This is a genomic window from Streptomyces sp. NPDC001508 (assembly GCF_040298665.1).
In the GTDB taxonomy this organism is placed as follows: Bacteria; Actinomycetota; Actinomycetes; order Streptomycetales; family Streptomycetaceae; genus Streptomyces.
The window spans coordinates 105,903-124,116 of sequence record NZ_JBEPAP010000018.1; the positions used below are offsets into that span (position 1 = coordinate 105,903).

An 18,214-nucleotide genomic window follows, 5' to 3' on the forward strand; every position below is an offset into this window, starting at 1 on the left:
CGTTCAGCCGGCGATCCGCTCCGGATCGAGGACCACGGGCAGCTCGGCGAGTCCGCGGAACGCCGGGAAGGGCACGGTCAGCCAGCGCACCTCGTGCGGGGGCACAGCCAGCGTGATCTCGGGGTACCGGCGGAACAGCGTGGTGAGCGCGATGTGCATCTCCAGGCGGGCCAGCGGCGCTCCGATGCAGTAGTGGGGGCCGTGGCCGAACGCCAGGTGGGGCTGACCTCCGGTACGTGTGACGTCGAGCCGGTCGGGTTCGGCGTACACCTGCGGGTCGCGGTTCGTAGCGGTGATGGCGATCTGGACGAGGGCCCCCTTGGGGATCACCACACCGCGCATCGGGATGTCCTCGGTGGCGTGGCGGAAGGTGGAGCTTTCCACCGACCCCTCGTACCGCAGCAGTTCCTCGACAGCCAGCTTCAGCGCCTCGGGGCTCGCGAAAGCCTCGCGGCGCTGGTCCGGCTTGGAGAGCAGGTGGTACACGGCGTTGCCGATGAGGTACGCGGTGGTCTTGTGGCCCGCGAAGAACAGCACCCACGCCGTCGAGACCAGCTCATGGTCCGTCAGGGCGCCGTCTTGGTCCTGGGCCGCGATGAGCGCGCTCATCAGGTCGTCGCCGGGCGTGCTGCGCTTGCGCGCCACGAGGTCGACCAGGAGGTCGCGCAGCTTCCCCTCGGCCTCCTCCAACGCCTTCTTCGCCTCCGGGCCGAATCCGGTCTTCGCCACGGTCACCGCCCACTGGTGGGCGCGCTCACGCTCGTCCTCCGGCACGCCGAGGAGTTCGCAGATGACCTGGAGCGGCAGCGGGAACGCGAAGTTCGGGAGCAGGTCGACGGACGCGTCGGTCGGGCAGCGCTCCAGCAGTTCTTCGGTGACCTGCTGGATACGCGGGCGCAGCGACTCCACCCGGCGCGGTGTGAAGGCGCCCTGCACGATCCGCCGTAGCCGGGTGTGCTTGGGCGGGTCGGAGAACAGCATGTTGTCGTCGAGCGCGATGGAGGAGTCGCCGAAGATGCGCTGGTACGCGTCGAGGGCGCCGTACATGTCCTTGCTCAGCCGCGGGTCGGCCAGCGCGGCGCGCGCGTCGTCGTAACGGGTGATCAGGTAGGTCTCCACGCCGTGCGGTGGATTCAGCGGGCACACCGGGGCGGTCCCCCTCAACTCCGCGTACACGGGGTGCGGGTTGGCGCGGAAGTCGGGCGTGCATCGGGAGGCGGCGGCCACGGGGTCCGCTGGCCCGGGTTCGGTGTGCGTGGGTGTTTGCGTCATGGCCTCGACGGTTCCCGGCGGGCCGTCGCCAGCAAACGTTCTTAGCCCGTCCGGGGCGGCGCAGGGACGGGCGTCGCGATCGGAGCAACAGAAGGTGCGGGGCCCCTGGAGCGGGCGAAAAGTTGATGCCGATTGGAAACACCCCGAGCCGCCGTTTCCTGGGGGCTCGGGGCGTTCGGCTTCGTACGGCAGACGATGACGAAAGATGTTAGGGGATCAGTCGATGAGCAAACGAGCCGTGGAGTCCGTACCGGTTCTGGTGGTGGGCGGCTCCTTGGTGGGCCTGTCCACGTCAGTCTTTCTCAGTCGCCTCGGCGTCGAGCACCTTCTCGTCGAGCGTCACGCCGCGACGTCCACTCACCCTCGCGGCCGTGGGAACAACCTGCGCACCATGGAGCTGTTCCGGACCGCGGGCGTCGAGCAGGACATCCGCGCCGCGGCGGGCGCCCTGGCGGGAAACGACGGCGTCCTCCAGGCGAGCACGCTCTCCGGCGGCGACCGCCGGTGGATCGTCAAGGCGATCGACACGGGCCCGTCCCTGTCGCAGATCACCTCGTCCGGCTGGTGTCTGTGCAGCCAGAACGACCTTGAGCCGGTCCTCCTGCGCTACGCCCGCTCCCTCGGCGGCGACATCCGCTTCGGCACCGAGCTGGTCTCCTTCACACAGGACGCCGAAGGGGTGCACGCGGAGGTACGGGACCGGGACAGCGGCGAGACGCGCATCGTGCACGCCCAGTACCTCGTGGCCGCCGACGGGCCCCGCAGCCCGGTGCGCGAGCGGCTGGGCATCACCCAGACGGGACCGGGCGCGCTGTTCCACAACGTGAGCATCACGTTCCGCAGCAAGAAGCTGCAGGACTTCGTCGGCGACAGGCACTTCGTCGTCTGCTACCTCACCGATCCCGCCGGCGAGGGAGCCCTGCTGCCGGTGGACAACCGCGAGCGGTGGGTCTTCCACGCCCCCTGGGCCCGGGATGAGGGCGAGACGCTGGACGACTTCACCGACGCGCGTATCGTCGCCCATATCCGCGCCGCGGCGGGCGTCCCCGACCTCGATGTCGAGGTCACCGGCAAGGCTCCCTGGCACGCGGCGGACCGCGTGGCCGACAGCTACGGCGAGGGCCGGGTCTTCCTGGCCGGTGACTCGGCGCACGAGATGCCCCCCACCGGGGCCTTCGGCTCCAACACCGGTATCCAGGACGCCCACAACCTCGCCTGGAAGATCGCGGCCGTCCTGCACGGCTGGGCCGGTCCGGGGCTGCTCGACACGTATCAGACGGAACGTCGGCCGGTCGCGATCGCGACGACCGCCCGCGCCCTGTTCCAGGCGGGCGAGGAACAGCACCCGGGCTACACCCCGGAGAAGCGCAAGGACGATCCGGCCGACGCCTTGACCGTGGCCCTGTGCTACCGCTACCCGTCGGGCGCCGTCGTCGGCGCCGACCCGGACGCCGCGATCGTGCCCGCCGAGTTCCAGCTGGGCGGTGCCCCCGGGAGCCGCGCTCCCCACCTGTGGGTGACCGCCCGGGACGGCCGGCGGATCTCCACCCTGGACCTCTACGAACGGTCCTTCGTGGTCCTCACCGGCCCCGGAGGCGAGGCTTGGCGCACCGCGGCCCGCGACGTCACCGCACGCCTGGGCGTCCCGGTGGAGGGCTACGTCGTCGGCGCGGGACATGACCTGGTCCCCGAGGACGGGGCCGACTGGGCGGCGCTGCACGGCACGGCGGAGTCCGGTGCCGTCCTGGTCCGCCCCGACGGCTTCGTGGCATGGCGGTCGCCCGGGCTCGTAGCGGACCCGGAACAGGCCCTCGCCGAGACGCTGATGACGGTGCTTCGCCGTGAGACGCCACCGGACGCCGTGGCCGAGCCGGGGCGGACGACCGCGACGGAGCAGCCACTGGCGACGACATCCGACGGGCGCGGCTGAGCGCCTCCACCTGAACGCCGCTTCCGAACGCCGCTTCCGGACGCCGCCTCTGAACGCCGCTTCCGGACGCTGCCTCTGAACGCGGCTTCCGGACGCCGCTTGCGAGCAGCCGTATCCGAACGCCGTATCCGAACGAGGAAAGAGCCCGCCATGATATCGACGCACCTCACTGACCTCTCAGAGTCCGCCCCGGCCGACGACGACGCCCGAACCTCCCGTGTGGACGTCCACCACCACTTCACCGCGCCCGCCTGGCTCGACTGGGCCGAGGCACAGGGCCTGGTCCGGCGCGACAGACTGCCCTGGTGGACCCGCTGGGATCTCGATACCGCGCTCGCCCTCATGGACCGCACGGGGATCCGCACCACCGTCATGACCGTGGCCATGCTCGGCCGCATCCAGGAGCGCAGCAAGCGAGAGGAGAGCGCACGGGTCGCGCTGGAGGCGGCGGCGGAAGTCGCCGCGAGCCATCCCACCCGCTTCACCTTCTTCACGCCGGTCTTCCTCGACGACCTCGATCTGTCGAGTTGGTCGCTGAAGTACGGCCTCGACGACCTCGGCGCCGTCGGGGTGAGCACACGCACCAGCGCGGGCGGCGTCTATCTCGGCGACCCCTCCCACGACCGCCTCCTCAGCGAGCTGAACGACCGCTCCGCGGTCATCAGCACACATCCGATGGACGTCCCCGGTGGCAACGCCGACGGGGCGGGCGTGCCGGGCCTGCCGCCGTTCATGTGCGACTTCCTCATGGACACGACTCGCGCGGCGATCAATCTCATCCTCAACGGCGTCCTCGACCGCTACCCCGACCTCACCTTCGTCCTCCCGCACGGCGGCGGCTTCCTCCCCTACATGGCCACCCGCCTGGAGCTCCTCAGCGACCACCTCACCCCCGCGATCGAACCGTCCCGGATACGCGACTATCTGCACCGCTTCTACTTCGACACGGCGGGTCCCATGTCCCCGTCGGCGACCCCCACCCTCATGGCCACGGTCGACCCCGCCCGGATCCTCTACGGCACCGACTGGCCGCCCACCCCCGCCCATATCGTCTCCGACATCTCGACACCGGCCCTGGACAGCGACCCGGCCATCGCCGACCATCAGCTCCGCGGCATCAACCGGGACAACGCGCTGCGCCTGATACCCGCGCTCGCACGGGCCTGAGCCGGTCAGGCCCGAAGCCGGCGGGGGTATGCATCACGCAGCTCTGAGGGCGTCGTGGACGAGGCGGGCCGGTTCAGCCGGGGACAGCGGCGTCGACCGGAGCCGTGGCCACGGTGCGGGCGGCTGTCTCCGCGCCGGGGCCGAGGTCCGGCCAGGCGCTGACCTTGGTGCCGGCGCGGAGCGGTACCCGTCGCCGGGCGAGTGATTCCCGGCGGCCTCGCCCTGACCGGCACTGCCGCCTACGGCGCGGCCAAGGCCGCACCGGCGTCACCGACCCGAGGCCGGCCGGGTACCGCGGCTTCGGCGCCCGCTTCGACACCGTCGCATTCCTCGTCTCACCGAAGGCCCGCTACATGAGTACAGGCCCTCTGTGGAGATCACCCGTACCCGTCAGGGCCTGCCCACCGGGGCGTCCTGCCACGGCTCCGGACGACGAGGGCCACCCGTGCTCTTGCGGCGCGGGTGGCCCTCGTGTCACCGGCAGGGCCGGTGTCGCCGTCTCAGCCCGTGCGCAGGACTTCCTTGAGGACGCCGCGCAGTTCTGCCTCCGGGTCCGCCACCGCGCCGGAGGACCGCCAGGCCACGAACCCGTCCGGCCGCACCAGGACGGCACCGTCGGCCGTCGTGCCGTGCAGCCGCGTCCAGTCCGCCGGTCCGGCGGCGCGCTCGGTGTCGTACGTCAGGTCCGCGTCGGCGCCCGGGCCGATCCGGTAGGCGTCGAGCCGTACGCCGTCCTGCTCGGCGATCCGGCGGGCCGCGGTGTGCCAGCCCGCGTCGTCCGGGGCGTCGGTGAGCAGGACCATGGAACGCTCGTACAGGTCGACGGTGGAGATCCGCTCGCCGTCGCGGCGCAGCCACAGGTGCGGGGCGCGGCTGCCGGGCTGTCCGGCCAGGCGCAACTCCTCGGGGACGACCGGCTGCTCGGGGTCGGCGCCGACGACGGCGCCCTGCGGATAGTGGTAGCCGAGGACGACGTTGAGGATGCCGCCGCGCCGGCCGCCGCCGACGCCGGGGGCCGGGACGAAGCCGGGGTGGCTGTGCTCGACCGAGCGGGCGGAGGCGCGGGCGCTGGTCGCCAGGGCCACCGGGCGGCGCTCGGTGCCGTAGGTCTCCAGCAGGCCGGGACCGGCCCAGCCGTCCAGCACCGCGGCCAGCTTCCAGGCCAGGTTGTGGGCGTCCTGGACACCGGTGTTGCAGCCGAACGCCCCGGTGGGGGACATCTCGTGGGCGGAGTCACCGGCGAGGAACACCCGGCCGGACGTGTACCTGTCGGCGACCCGTTCGGCCGCGCGCCAGGACGCCTTTCCGGTGATTTCCACATCGAGGTCGGGGACGCCGACGGCCCGCCGGATGTGCCGCTGGAGGCGTTCCTCGGTGAACTCCTCCAGCGTCTCGCCGCGCTCCGGATGCCACGGCGCGTGGAAGACCCAGCGTTCCTGGTTGTCGATCGGCAGCAACGCGCCGTCGGCCTCCGGGTTGTTGAGGTAGCAGCAGATGAAGTGCCGGTCGCCGACCACGTCGGCGAGCATCTTGGACCGGAAGGTGACGCTGACGCTGGCGAACAGGTCACCGGGTCCCGACTGTCCGATGCCGAGGCTGCGGCGCACCGGGCTGCGCGGGCCGTCCGCGGCGACCAGGTAGTCCGCGTGGACCGTGTAGCGCTCGTCGGTGGTGCGGTCCAGGACGGTGACCGTCACCCCTTCCGCGTCCTGCTCGAAGGACTCCATCCGGTGGGAGTAACGCAGGTCGCCGCCGAGTGCGCGGGCGCTTTGAAGGAGTACCGGTTCGAGGTCGTTCTGGCTGCACAGGCACCACTCGGTGGGGCTGAGCCGGGCGAGCCCGCCACCGGGGTCGATCTGTCTGAAGAGCCACTCTCCCGCGTCCCCGACCAGTGTCGGGGCTTGCAGGATGCCGTGGTTGTCGGCCAGCAGTGAGGCCGCGGTCTTGATGTCCGGCTCGACGCCGGCCACCCGGAACAGCTCCATCGTCCGTACGTTGTTGCCCCGTCCGCGTGGATGGACCGAGGTCCCGGAGTGCCGCTCGACCAGCATGTGCCGCACACCGAGACGGCCCAGGAACAGGGACATGGACAGGCCCACCAAAGAGCCGCCCACGATGAGGACGGGAATCCGGTGGTTGGCTTTTTGATGCATCGCAGTCTCCATGGGCAGTGGTGCGCCGATGGGCGCCTGTGATTTTCCATGCCCTCTGCGGGCGGCTCGGTGCCTCTCGGCGTTCCCAATCACCCACGTGGTTCACAGCCTTGGGCGGGCGTCTCGACGCGTCTTCGCGGTGCCCATCACCCGCGTGGTTCATACGAGTCGCGCGCTTCTGGGGACCGGCACAGGATCAAGGAACGCTGACGTCGCGTCATCATCGGCCGGCGTCCGCATCTGCACACGAAGGAGATCTACGCAGATGACCACCATGGCTGAACGTGTGTCAGAAGAGCTGACACGACAGGTGTCGAAAGTCTCCCAGTCCGTGTTCGACGGCTCCCGGCTGCGGGTCGTCCTGCTGGTCGACGTCTACGACGGAGCCCAGCAGCAGTTCCTGAAGGCGTACGAGAAACTGTGCAACCAGGTTGCGTCCGTGCCCGGCCACGTCAGCGACCAACTCTGCCAGTCCATCGAGAATCCCTCCCAATGGCTCATCGCAAGCGAGTGGGAGAGCGCCCCGCCGTTTCTCGCCTGGGTGAACAGCGAGGAACACGTGGAGATGGTGAAGCCGCTGCACGGCTGTGTCCGGGACACCCGGTCGCTGCGCTTCCACGTCGTGCGGGAGACCGGCGTGGGCGTCGAGCGGTCGCCGCAGCGCCGGCTCCAGAACGCGCCGCGGATCGGTGACGGGCTGATCCGGCACGCGCTGACCTTCACGGTCCGGGCGGGCAGCGAGGAGAAGGTCCAGAAGATCCTCGCGGACTACCGCTCGCCCGACCCGCGGGTCGACGACAGCACACGGCTGTGCCGGACCTCCCTGTTCATGCACGGCAACCGGGTGGTGCGGGCCATCGAGGTACGCGGCGACCTGCTCGCGGCACTGCGGCACGTCGCCCGGCAGCCCGAGGTGCGCGCGGTCGAGGAGGCCATCAACCCGTACCTGGAGCAGGACCGGGACCTCAACGACCAGGAGTCGGCGCGGATCTTCTTCACCCGGGCGGCACTGCCGGCCGTGCACCATGTGACGACGGACGCGATGGCCTGGGGCGAGCGGTACGCCCTGTACTACCCGGCGGTGCCCGGCCGCGGCATGCGGCTGGCCGAGTTGCTCGCCGAGTACGACGAGATGATCGCCGAGGATCCGACCAGCCCGGTGCTGCGCAGCACGATCTTCCAGCGCGACGACGTCGTGGTGCGGCTGCTCGACCTGCGCGAGGAGAGCGGTGTCCAGCCCGTGGTGCCTCCGACGGCGCGCGCGGCCGAGCTGAAGTCGCTCCTCGACGGCGAGGCCGCCCGTATGACCCTGGTCACCGACCGCCGTTCGAACGCCTGACCCGGCGGCCCGATCCGGCGTGGCCCGTTCCATGGCCATGTCCCTCATCCCGCCGCAGCACACCAACGGAGGAACGTCGTGATCAAACCCAGTCCCAGAATCGTGGACCTCAGCGAGGTCGAGCCCAACGTCCGGCGCGGCGGCGATCTGCGCGCCATGCTCACCCCGGCCACGGTGGGTGCCACCAGCGGTTTCATGGGCGTGGCCATCGTGCAGCCCGGCGACCGCATCGGTGAGCACTACCACCCCTACTCCGAGGAGTTCGTCTACGTCGTCTGCGGTCAGCTGGAGGCGGACCTGGACGGCGAGGCGCACACGCTGCGGCCCGAGCAGGGGCTGATGATCCCCGCCTATATGCGGCACCGCTTCCGCAACGTCGGCAAGGTGGAGGCCCGGATCGTCTTCCACCTCGGCCCGCTCGCGCCACGCCCGCAACTGGGCCACGTCGATACGGAGGAGACCGAGGTGATCGGTGCCGCCGCCGTCACCACCGAGACGGTCGCGGCGGGCGCAGGGCACCCGGCCGACGCGGGGAAGGTGCCTTCATGACCCGGCGCGTTGCGGTCACCGGTATAGGCATTGTCGCCCCGGGCGGCATCGGCGCACCGGCCTTCTGGGACCTGCTCGCATCCGGCCGCACGGCGACGCGTGGCATCACGTTCTTCGACCCGGCGGGCCTCAGGTCCCGGATCGCCGCCGAGTGCGACTTCGACCCGGCTGCGCACGGGCTGGACGCCGAGCAGGTCGAACGGGCGGACCGTTACATACAGTTCGCGCTGGTCGCCGGTGACGAGGCCGTGCGGGACTCGGGTCTCGACCTGGCCGGGGAGAACCCCTGGCGGGTCGGCGTCTCCCTGGGCACCGCGGTCGGCGGCACCACCCGCCTCGAACACGACTACGTCCTGGTCAGCCACCGTGGGCAGCGCTGGGACGTGGACCACCGGGAGGCGGAGCCGCAGCTGCACCGGGCGTTCTCGCCGAGCACGCTCGCCTCGGCGGTGGCGGAACGGTTCGGCGCGCGGGGCCCGGTACAGACCGTCTCTACGGGCTGCACCTCAGGACTCGACGCGGTCGGGTACGCCTTCCACACCGTGGAGGAGGGCCGGGCCGATGTCTGCATAGCCGGTGCCTCGGACTCGCCGATCTCACCGATCACCATGGCGTGCTTCGACGCGATCAAGGCCACGTCCCCCAACAACGACGACCCCGCACACGCCTCCCGGCCCTTCGACAACAACCGTGACGGGTTCGTCATGGGCGAGGGCGGTGCGGTGCTCGTCCTGGAGGAACTGGAACACGCGAGGGCCCGAGGCGCCCATGTCTACTGCGAACTGAGCGGCTACGCCACCTACGGCAACGCCTACCACATGACCGGCCTGACCAGCGAGGGCCTGGAGATGGCCCGGGCCATCGAAGACGCCCTCGACCACGCCCGGCTCGACCCCACGGCCATCGACTACGTCAACGCCCACGGCTCGGGCACCCGGCAGAACGACCGGCACGAGACGGCCGCGGTGAAACGGGCCCTGGGACAGCACGCGTACCAGACGCCCATGAGCTCCATCAAGTCCATGGTGGGGCACTCCCTCGGCGCGATCGGCGCGATCGAGGTCGTGGCCTGCGTGCTCGCCCTGGCCCATCAGGTCGTACCGCCGACCGCCAACTACGAGACCCCGGACCCCGAGTGCGACCTGGACTACGTCCCCCGTGTCGCCCGCGAGCGCTCGCTCAGCAGCGTGCTCTCCGTGGGCAGCGGGTTCGGCGGCTTCCAGTCCGCGGTGATCCTGACCCGGCCCCGGGAGTAGGAGAGGACACGAGATGAGCGCACCCCGCGAACGCCGCGCGGCCATCACCGGAATCGGTGTCGTCGCACCCAACGGAACCACCACCGACACCTTCTGGAAGGCCACCCATGAGGGGCTCAGCGTTCTCGACCGGATCACCCGGGAGGGCTGTGAGCACCTGCCGCTGAAGGTGGCCGGCGAGGTCCGCGCCTTCGACCCGGCGGCGGCGGTCGAGGAGCGCTACCTCGTCCAGACCGACCGGTTCACGCACTATGCGATGGCCGCGGCCGACCTCGCGCTGGACGACGCCCGGCTCGGCGCCGCCGACACCGCCGACGAGCCGTTCTCGATCGGTGTGGTCACCGCGGCCGGTTCCGGCGGCGGTGAGTTCGGCCAGCGGGAGCTGCAGCGACTGTGGGGCAAGGGCAGCCGGTTCGTCGGCCCGTACCAGTCCATCGCCTGGTTCTACGCCGCCTCCACCGGTCAGATCTCCATCCGCCGCGGCTTCAAGGGGCCGTGCTCGGTCGTCGCGGCCGACGAGGCGGGCGGTCTCGACGCCCTCGCCCATGCGGCGCGGGCGGTGCAGCGCGGCACCGACGCGGTCGTGGCCGGCTCGACCGAGGCACCGCTCGCCCCGTACTCGATGGTGTGCCAGCTCGGCTACGAGGAGCTGAGCACCGTCGGGGACCCGGCCCGCGCCTACCTCCCCTTCACGACGGCGGCGGCCGGGTTCGTGCCCGCCGAGGGCGGCGCCATGGTCGTGGTGGAGGCGGAGCGGTCGGCCAGGGAGCGCGGTGCGCCGCTGCGCGCCCTGCTCGCCGGGCACGCGGCGACGTTCACCGGCGCCTCCCGCTGGGCGGAGTCCCGCGCGGGTCTCGCCCAGGCGATCCGGGGCGCCCTGGACGAGGCCGGCTGTGCGCCGCAGGAGATTGACGTGGTCTTCGCCGACGCGCTCGGCGTGCCGGAGGCGGACCGCGCCGAGGCGCTGGCGATCGCCGACGTACTGGGCGGGCACGCCGCGCGGGTGCCCGTCACCGCGCCCAAGACGGGCATCGGCCGTGGCTACTGCGCGGCGCCCGTGCTGGACACCGCGGCGGCGGTGCTCGCGATGGAGCACGGTCTGATCCCCCCCACCCCCAACGTGTTCGACGTCTGCCACGACCTGGACCTCGTGACCAGCCGGGCCCGCGCCGTCGATGTGCGTACGGCGCTGGTCCTCAGCCGGGGGCTCATGGGGTCGAACTCGGCGCTGGTGCTGCGGCGCGGCGCCGGCGAAGGGGTCTGAAGAACCTGACGCCTCCTATCGAGGCCGTCTCACAGCACCTCCCGGAGAGAAGGAGAACAACGTATGAGTGCCCACATCACCGTGGAAGAGCTGTCCGGGCTCATGAAGCAGGCCGCCGGGGTCACCGTCGCCCCGCAGGAGCTGGCGCAGCGGTCCGACACCGGCTTCGACGCGCTCGGCGTCGACTCGCTGGGCCTGCTCGGCATCGTGGGTGAACTGGAGAACCGGCACGGCACCCCGATGCCGCCCGACGCGGAGCGCTGCAAGACGCCCCGGCAGTTCCTCGACCTCGTCAACAGCACCCTTATGGCAGGAGCCTGACATGGCTGGACACACGCAGAACGAGATCACCATCGCCGCCCCCCTGGACCTCGTCTGGGACATGACCAACGACCTGGAGAACTGGCCGCAGTTGTTCAGCGAGTACGCGTCGGTCGAGATCCTCTCCCGCGAGGGCGCGAAGACGACGTTCCGGCTGACCATGCACCCGGACGACAAGGGCGTCGTGTGGAGCTGGATCTCGGAGCGCGAGCCGGACCGCGAGTCGCTCACCGTCAAGGCCCGCCGGGTCGAGACCGGTCCGTTCGCGCACATGGACATCCACTGGCGCTACGAGCAGGTCCCGGCCGGCACCCGGATGGTGTGGACCCAGGACTTCGCGATGAAGCCGGACGCCCCGGTGGACGACGACTGGATGACCGACAACATCAACCGGAACTCCAAGATCCAGATGGCCCTGATCCGGGACAGGATCGAGAAGGCCGCGGCCGGGCAGCGGTCCGCGGCCGCGCTGGCCGACTGAGCACGGAAGGACGCATCCGATGCACCAGGCCCTGATCGTCGCCCGCATGGCCCCGGGCTCCGCCCCCGACATCGCCAAGGTGTTCGAGGAGTCCGACCGGGGAGAGCTGCCGCACCTCGTCGGGGTCGCCCGGCGCAGCCTCTTCCAGTTCGGCGATGTGTATCTGCATCTCGTCGAGTCCGAGCGCGAGCCCGGACCGGCCATCGCCAAGGTCACCGGGCACCCGGAGTTCCGGGACATCAGCGAGCGGCTGTCGGCGTACGTCAGCGCGTACGACCCCGAGACCTGGCGCTCCCCGAAGGACGCCATGGCGCACCGCTTCTATCTGTGGGAGCGCGACTGAGCAGGCCGCACACACGGACACCGGTCGCGGCGAGGCTCCGCAGGGCCTGTCGGGCAGACCCCGGAACCGGGTGCCGCCTGCACGGCAGGCACACCGGCCTGACACTCCGCACCGCACCGCCCGGCCGTGGCCCGGTCGGGCGGTGCGGCCTCAGCGGAGGTGGGACACACCGCCGTCCGCCGACGGCCGCGCCCGCATCGCCGGCAGCCGGGACCGCACGGACACACCGCCGTCCTCAGCCGCACCGGCGGAAGCGGGCCCGCACCGGCACACCGCCGTCCGGGTCAGCCCGGGACGTGGCAGTCGAACGCGTCCAGATACGGATTGACCGGACTGATGTCGTCGACGACCAGGCCGGCCGAGGTCAGCCTGCTCACCATGGACTCGGTGGTGTGCTTGGCCCCGCCGACGTTGAGCAGCAGCAGCAGGTCCATGGCGGTGCTGAAGCGCATCGAGGGGGTGTCGTCCACGAGGTTCTCGATGACCACGACCCGGGTGCCCGGGCCGCCCGCACCGATGACATTGCCCAGCAGCCGGGCCGTGCTCGCGTCGTCCCACTCCAGGATGTTCTTGATGACGTAGACATCGGCCTGCACCGGGACCGACACCCGGGCGTCGCCGGGCACGATGCGCACCCGGTCCGCGAGGTCGCCGCCCTTGCGCAGCCGCGGCACGGCGTTGTCCACCACGCGCGGCAGATCGAGCAGACTGCCGTGCATCGAGGGGTACTTGTCGAGCAGGCTCGCCACCACATGGCCCTGGCCGCCGCCGATGTCCGCCACCGAGGCGCTGCCGGACAGGTCGAGCAGGGCGGCCACGTCCCGCGCCGACTGCTCGCTGGACGTGGTCATCGCACGGTTGAAGACGTCCGCCGACTCGGGGGCGTCCTCGTTGAGGTAGGCGAAGAACTCCTTGCCGTACAGGTCCTCGACCACGTTACGGCCGGTGCGCACGGCCTCGTCCAGCCGGGGCCAGGCGTCCCAGGTCCACGGTTCGGTGCACCACAGGGAGATGTCGCGCAGGCTGTTCGGGTCGTCCTCGCGCAGCAGCCGGGACATGCCGGTGTGCGCGAAGGTGCCGTCCGGCCGCTCCTCGAAGACGCCGTAGCAGGACAGCGCCCGCAGCAGCCGGCGCAGCGGCTCCGGTTCGGTCTGCACCGCGGCCGCGAGGTCCGCCACGGCCATGGGGGAATCCCCGAGGGCGTCGGCGACGCCGAGCCGGGCAGCGGCCCGGACGGCGGCGGCACACGCCGCGCCGAACACGAGTTCTCTCAGCCGCATGGACGGCGGCGGGGACGCCGATCCCCCCTTGCGGTGCGGGACCGACGGCTCGGCGGAGATTGCGGTCGTCATACGCCGCCTTCCTTCCTTGGGTCGGGCGTGTGGGGGCTACGGGATGCGGTGGCCGCCGGTCAGCACATGCCCGAGGGCTTGGAGGCCCGGCAGGAGTTGCCGCTGAACGTGTTGCCCCGGCCGGGGTCCGTGTTGACGAGGTCCGCGGGGGCGTTGTCCGCCAGCAGGTTGTCGCTGATCCGGTTCCGCTCGCTGGTGACACCCACGAAGCTCTTGAACAGGACGATGCCGCCGGACAGCGGAGACCCGCCGGCCTGGCCGGTGATCAGGTTCCGGGTGACCAGGGTGTCCTCGGCGCCGGTCAGCACGATCCCGGAGCCCTGCAGCGCGGGCAGCCGGTCGGTCTTCGGACAGGACCTGTTGTTCTGCGTGATCCGGTTGTCCCGCACGGTCAGGGCGCCCGCCCGCGGCTTGTTCTCGTCGCCGACGACGAACATGCCGACGCAGTTGCCGGTGACGTAGTTGTCCGCCACCGTCAGGTTGCGCAGCCGCCGGACGGTGACGCCGATCCGGTTGCCCTCCAGCCGGTTGCTCTCGACCAGTGCGCCCCCGGTGTCCTGGGCGCCCTCCTCGGCCGTGACGGTGTTGGCGAGGAAGAGACCGGCGTCCCCGTTCTCCATGGCGTAGTTCTGCCGGAACGTACCGTGCACGGACCGCTGTTGGGCGATGCCCCAGACACCGTTGCGGACGGCGTACACCTTGCTCACGGTCAGCCCGTCGGTTCCCATGCCGAACACGCCGGCCCGGGGGAAGCCGGTCACGGTCAGGTCGGCGACCGTGACACCCTCCACGTCGCGGGTCTTGCTGCCCATCACACAGATGCCGTTGCCGCGTACGGCGCATTCGGTGGTGGCCTTCTGCCCGGACGGCTGGAGCACCGTGCCCTGGCCCATGCCGCGCAGAGTCAGCCCTGGCGTGCTCACCGTGACGCTCTCGCGGTAGCTGCCGGGGGTCAGCAGGACGGTGTCACCGGGCCGGGCGGCGTCGACCGCCTTCTGGACGGACTGGCCCGGGCGGACCACATGGGTCGTGGGGGCGGCGGCGGCCGGAGTGCCGGCACCGAGCGCCGCGCCGGCCAGCGCGGCGGCGCAGGCCACATACGCGATATGCCATTTCGTCATATCCGGTACGCTATGTGCGATTAACGGATGAACAGGGTGGATGGGCCATCCGGTGGCGTGTCATCCGCGCAGTGCACGCCCGATCTCCAACTGGACGGCCTCCAGCGGCCGTCCGTCCTCCATCTCCCACAGACAGTTCTGCAGCACCCGCCCCAGCGTCCAGGCCCGCGCCCGCTCCCGGTCAAGGCCCAGGGCGTCGGTCAGCGCGTCGAAGCGCCAGTGGGTCTCGGCCGGGTCGTAGCGGTTGTCGATCGCGGGAAGCAGCTCGAACCCGGGGTCGCCGGCCAGCGGCTTGGGGTCGATGGCCAGCCAGTCGGCCCGCCGCGCCGCGAGCACGTTCTCGAAGTGCAGGTCCCAGTGCAGCAGCCGGTCGCCGGGCTCGGCCAGCACCTCGCGCACGGCCGCCGCGCAGTCCGCCACCAGCCGCCGGTCCGCCGGGTCCGGGATGCGGCCAAGGGCCCACGGCACCTGTTCCAGCATCAGCCGCGCGATGTCCCCGAGCCGCCGCATCCCCGGCGGGGCCGGGTGCGCGGTCAGCCGGGCCAGCAGCGCGCCGATGACCCGCACGGCCGCCCGGGCGTCCGGCATGTCGCCCAGCACGCGGCCCTCGTCCAGCCGCTCCAGCAGCAGTGTGCAGGTCGGCTCGTCGTGCTCCAGCAGCCGCACCGCCCCGTCGCCGTCCCAGGCCCGCAGGGCGAGGGGTTCGCCCGCGCTCTCCTCGTCGAACGGCTGGAGCTTCAGCACGGCCGGCCCGCCGTCGGCGCGTACCACTGGCAGGACCAGCGCGCACACCCCGTACATGGCCGGACCGTCGACCCGCAGCTCCCACCGCCGCAGAAACTCCGCGGCCCGCCGTGGCAGGTCCGCGATGAACGCGCGCCCCGCCTCCCCGTTGAACTTCTCCTGTGAGGCGGCCAGCTCGCCAGGCACTTCGATCACCTTGCCGACCATACTGACGGATGTGAACCGGGTCATCCGAATTCGGCGCCGGCTCAGGGCGGTGGCGGGCTATGTGCGCAGCGCCCCGGGGACCTACGTCTGGCTGCTGATCCTGTTCGTCACCACTGTCGCCCTGCACTACATGTCCCCGGCCTTCGAGCGGGAGTTCCTGCGGCAGCGCTCGACCAACATCCACGAGCTGTCGCGGGACCCGGTACGGGTGCTGATCAGCAGCGCGATGTGGATCGACAGCGGCCACTGGCTGCCGTACGCCGCCCTGTACACGGGCTTCCACGCCCAGGCCGAACGCTGGCTCGGCACCCTGCGCTGGCTCGCGGTGTGCGTCGCCGCCCATGTGCTGGCCACCCTGATCAGCGAGCTGACGCTGCTGAACGCCATCCGGGAGGGTGCCGCACCGCACCGGGCCGTCGACACCCTCGACATCGGCGTGAGCTATGCGCTGGCCGGCGTGGTCGGCGTGCTCACCTACCGGATCGCGGCACCCTGGCGTTATCTGTATCTGGCCGCTGTGCTCGCGATCGTCCTGGTGCCGCTCGTCACCGGCGCCACCTTCACCGATTTCGGGCACTTCCTGTCCGTACTGATCGGCCTGGCCTGCTATCCGCTGGTCAGGGGCCGGGGAAAAGCATGGAATCCGAAGGAGACACTGACCACCCTCAGGGGTTGAGCCCGCGCATGAGCAACACCACGGCAAGCAGTGCCTTCAGGGGCGGCATCACCTAGGGCGCATCCGGTCACCTAGGGCGCATACGGTCACAGCGGCGGCATCGCCTTCGGCGGATTCGGTCACAACGGGGGCATCGCCTTCGGCGCATCCGGTCACAACGGGGGCTGGTTCGCCCCGCGGTTCGCCGTCGGGAGCCCGAACCCTTCCGCCGGTTGGGCGTGTGGGGCATGTACGCCACCTGCCGTGCCGCCGACCGGCGCGAACGGCTCCGCCGGGGTGCCGAGTCGTCCCGCCCGGCGGGGGCGGCGGGACGGGTGGCGGGGCGGCGGACTGGTGGCGGAGGCGGCGGACGGGCTTGTGGGGCCCGCGGACCGGGTGGTGGGGCGTGCGGACGGGCTTGTGGGGCCCGCGGACCGGGTGTGGCATGCGGACCGGGTGGTGGGGCCGGGGGACGGGTTGGTGGGGCTGCGGACCGGGTGGACATGCGGATCGGCTGGTGGGACTGCGGACCGGGTGGGGCTGGCGGACCGGCTGGACATGTGGACCGGCTGGTGGGGGCGGCGGACCGGGTGTGGCATGCGGACCGGGTGGTGGGGTCGGGGACGGGTTGGTGGGGCGGACCGGCTGCCGCCGCGGTGGGAGCCGGTGACAATGGCTCGGTGCGGTACGGAATTCTGGGCGTGGCCCAAGCGACGGAGGCGGACGGGCTGGCGCGGCCGGCGGACCGCGTGTGGCATGCGGACCGGCTGGTGGGGCTGGCGGATCGGGTGGTGGGGCCCGCGGACCGGGTGGTGGCACGGCAGGCGTGATCCGCGGCGCGACCCCCCGCCGAACATCCCCGTCATCCACGCCCTGAGCCGGGAACCGGCCGCCTATGAGGAGGCCGCCGACGTGGCCAGGGCCACCCCCGAACAGCTGCACGCCGCGCTCTTCGGGCCGCGGCCGGCCGTCTGTCCCGGTCATGGCCCGGCTCGGCCAAGGGCCCTGACCGGGTCGCGGTGCCGGGTCGGGTGCGGGCCGCGGCAGGCGTCACGGTTCCAGGACCACCTTGCCTGTCGTCGCGCGAGTCTCCAGTGCTCGGTGGGCGGCTGCCGCCGCGGCAAGGGGGAAGCGGGTGACGGCGGGCCGCATGCGGCCCGCCGCCGCCTCGGCGAGCGCGCGCAGCTCCAGCGTGCGCATCGGGTCGGTGCCGCCCACCCGGCCCAGCATCACCGGGCCCAGCACCTGCTCGGAGACCCCCTCGACGAGGTACGGGCCACCCGCGCCGATGCCCTCGGCCGACCAGCCGAAGACGAGGTGCCGCCCGCCGTCCCCGAGCAGCGCGACCGCCTCCCGGGCCACCTCCCCGCCCACCCCGTCGAAGACGACCGTGGCCCGCCGCCCGCCCAGGTACGCGCGGACCTTCTCCGGCCAGCCGGCCTCCGTGTAGTCGACGGCGAGGCCGGCGCCGTTGGCCCGCACCCGCGCGACCTTCCCCGGCCCGCCCGCGAGCCCGATCACCGTCGCACCGGCGTGGCGCGCGTACTGCACCAGCAGCGTGCCGATGCCGCCCGCCGCCGCGGGGACCACGACCACCGAGTCCGGGCCCAGCTCGGCGAACTGCAGGATCCCCATCGCCGTACGGCCCGTGCCGATCATGGCGACGGCCTCGGCGAAGTCCAGGTTCTCCGGTATCTCATGCACCCGGTCGACGCCCGCGACGGCGAGTTCCGCGTAGCCGCCGGGCGCGAACCCGAGATGGGCCACCACGCGTCGGCCGCGCCACGGCTCGGCGACCCCCTCGCCGAGCGACTCGACGACACCGGCCACCTCACGTCCCGGCACGGTGGGCAGCACGGGCGGCTCGGGCAGCGGCCCCTGGTGCCCCTGCCGCAGCGCGGTGTCGAGGAGGTGGACCCCGGCCGCGGCCACGGCGATCCGGAGCTGGCCCGGCCCCGGCACGGGATCGGCGATCTCCTCGTGGACCAGGTTCTCGGCCGGGCCGAAGGCGTGCAGTCGAATGGCGTGCATGAGGGTCCCCCCGTGATGTGGTGTCGGTG

Annotated in this window: 17 protein-coding genes; 11 read left to right on the forward strand and 6 right to left on the reverse strand. The window is 71.8% G+C overall.

Features of this window, described 5'->3' with window-relative positions; all coding sequences use genetic code 11:
• Nucleotides 1-3: 3 nt before the first annotated feature.
• Nucleotides 4-1,272, reverse strand: coding sequence for a cytochrome P450 family protein (locus ABT245_RS18660; protein ID WP_351734831.1), 1,269 nt, complete (start codon nucleotides 1,270-1,272; stop codon nucleotides 4-6).
• A gap of 223 nt (nucleotides 1,273-1,495) precedes the next feature.
• Here ABT245_RS18660 and ABT245_RS18665 point away from each other — a divergent pair, with 223 nt between their 5' ends.
• Nucleotides 1,496-3,202, forward strand: coding sequence for an FAD-dependent oxidoreductase (locus ABT245_RS18665; RefSeq protein WP_351734833.1), 1,707 nt, complete (start codon nucleotides 1,496-1,498; stop codon nucleotides 3,200-3,202).
• 150 nt (nucleotides 3,203-3,352) lie between these two features.
• Complete coding sequence (locus ABT245_RS18670) at nucleotides 3,353-4,369, forward strand: amidohydrolase family protein (protein ID WP_351734835.1); 1,017 nt, start codon at nucleotides 3,353-3,355, stop codon at nucleotides 4,367-4,369.
• A 500-nt stretch (nucleotides 4,370-4,869) separates the two neighbouring features.
• Here ABT245_RS18670 and ABT245_RS18675 read toward each other — a convergent pair whose 3' ends face one another.
• Complete coding sequence (locus ABT245_RS18675; protein ID WP_351734837.1) at nucleotides 4,870-6,522, reverse strand: FAD-dependent oxidoreductase; 1,653 nt, start codon at nucleotides 6,520-6,522, stop codon at nucleotides 4,870-4,872.
• A 265-nt stretch (nucleotides 6,523-6,787) separates the two neighbouring features.
• Between ABT245_RS18675 and ABT245_RS18680 the strand changes: the two genes are divergently transcribed.
• The 7 genes from ABT245_RS18680 (at nucleotide 6,788) to ABT245_RS18710 (ending at nucleotide 12,075) form a co-directional block, all read left to right on the forward strand.
• Nucleotides 6,788-7,861, forward strand: a complete 1,074-nt coding sequence (locus ABT245_RS18680; RefSeq protein WP_351734839.1) for a SchA/CurD-like domain-containing protein — start codon at nucleotides 6,788-6,790, stop codon at nucleotides 7,859-7,861.
• A gap of 78 nt (nucleotides 7,862-7,939) precedes the next feature.
• Nucleotides 7,940-8,410, forward strand: coding sequence for a cupin domain-containing protein (locus tag ABT245_RS18685; protein WP_351734840.1), 471 nt, complete (start codon nucleotides 7,940-7,942; stop codon nucleotides 8,408-8,410).
• The gene (locus tag ABT245_RS18690) at nucleotides 8,407-9,666 is read left to right on the forward strand and encodes a beta-ketoacyl-[acyl-carrier-protein] synthase family protein (RefSeq protein WP_351734842.1); all 1,260 of its coding nucleotides are present in this window, start codon (nucleotides 8,407-8,409) and stop codon (nucleotides 9,664-9,666) included. The genes ABT245_RS18685 and ABT245_RS18690 overlap by 4 nt, the downstream gene beginning before the upstream one ends.
• A 13-nt stretch (nucleotides 9,667-9,679) precedes the next feature.
• The gene (locus ABT245_RS18695; protein ID WP_351734844.1) at nucleotides 9,680-10,930 is read left to right on the forward strand and encodes a beta-ketoacyl synthase N-terminal-like domain-containing protein; all 1,251 of its coding nucleotides are present in this window, start codon (nucleotides 9,680-9,682) and stop codon (nucleotides 10,928-10,930) included.
• 63 nt (nucleotides 10,931-10,993) lie between these two features.
• Nucleotides 10,994-11,251: an acyl carrier protein gene (locus ABT245_RS18700; RefSeq protein ID WP_121893551.1), complete on the forward strand. Its 258-nt coding sequence runs from the start codon at nucleotides 10,994-10,996 to the stop codon at nucleotides 11,249-11,251.
• A gap of 1 nt (nucleotide 11,252) precedes the next feature.
• A complete protein-coding gene (locus ABT245_RS18705; RefSeq protein ID WP_351734846.1) occupies nucleotides 11,253-11,732 on the forward strand; it encodes an SRPBCC family protein in 480 nt (159 codons plus the stop codon).
• Between the two features lie 19 nt (nucleotides 11,733-11,751).
• Complete coding sequence (locus ABT245_RS18710; protein WP_351734848.1) at nucleotides 11,752-12,075, forward strand: TcmI family type II polyketide cyclase; 324 nt, start codon at nucleotides 11,752-11,754, stop codon at nucleotides 12,073-12,075.
• Nucleotides 12,076-12,359: 284 nt separating this feature from the next.
• Here ABT245_RS18710 and ABT245_RS18715 read toward each other — a convergent pair whose 3' ends face one another.
• Genes ABT245_RS18715 through ABT245_RS18725 form a run of 3 tightly spaced genes read right to left on the reverse strand, consistent with a single transcriptional unit; the run spans nucleotide 12,360 to nucleotide 15,499 of the window.
• Nucleotides 12,360-13,427: a methyltransferase gene (locus ABT245_RS18715; protein WP_351734850.1), complete on the reverse strand. Its 1,068-nt coding sequence runs from the start codon at nucleotides 13,425-13,427 to the stop codon at nucleotides 12,360-12,362.
• A 59-nt stretch (nucleotides 13,428-13,486) separates the two neighbouring features.
• The gene (locus tag ABT245_RS18720) at nucleotides 13,487-14,548 is read right to left on the reverse strand and encodes a right-handed parallel beta-helix repeat-containing protein (RefSeq protein WP_351734852.1); all 1,062 of its coding nucleotides are present in this window, start codon (nucleotides 14,546-14,548) and stop codon (nucleotides 13,487-13,489) included.
• A 60-nt stretch (nucleotides 14,549-14,608) separates the two neighbouring features.
• Nucleotides 14,609-15,499: an aminoglycoside phosphotransferase family protein gene (locus ABT245_RS18725; protein ID WP_351734854.1), complete on the reverse strand. Its 891-nt coding sequence runs from the start codon at nucleotides 15,497-15,499 to the stop codon at nucleotides 14,609-14,611.
• 10 nt (nucleotides 15,500-15,509) lie between these two features.
• On the opposite strand from ABT245_RS18725, the gene ABT245_RS18730 reads away from it, so the two are divergent.
• Together ABT245_RS18730 and ABT245_RS18740 are read left to right on the forward strand one after the other, a co-directional pair.
• A complete protein-coding gene (locus tag ABT245_RS18730) occupies nucleotides 15,510-16,175 on the forward strand; it encodes a rhomboid-like protein (RefSeq protein WP_351734856.1) in 666 nt (221 codons plus the stop codon).
• A 659-nt stretch (nucleotides 16,176-16,834) separates the two neighbouring features.
• The gene (locus ABT245_RS18740) at nucleotides 16,835-16,984 is read left to right on the forward strand and encodes a hypothetical protein (protein ID WP_351734858.1); all 150 of its coding nucleotides are present in this window, start codon (nucleotides 16,835-16,837) and stop codon (nucleotides 16,982-16,984) included.
• Nucleotides 16,985-17,204: 220 nt separating this feature from the next.
• On the opposite strand, the gene ABT245_RS18750 is transcribed toward ABT245_RS18740, so the two are convergent.
• On the reverse strand, nucleotides 17,205-18,185 hold the full coding sequence (locus ABT245_RS18750) for a zinc-binding dehydrogenase (protein WP_351734860.1): 981 nt from the start codon (nucleotides 18,183-18,185) through the stop codon (nucleotides 17,205-17,207).
• Between the last annotated feature and the right edge of the window lie 29 nt (nucleotides 18,186-18,214).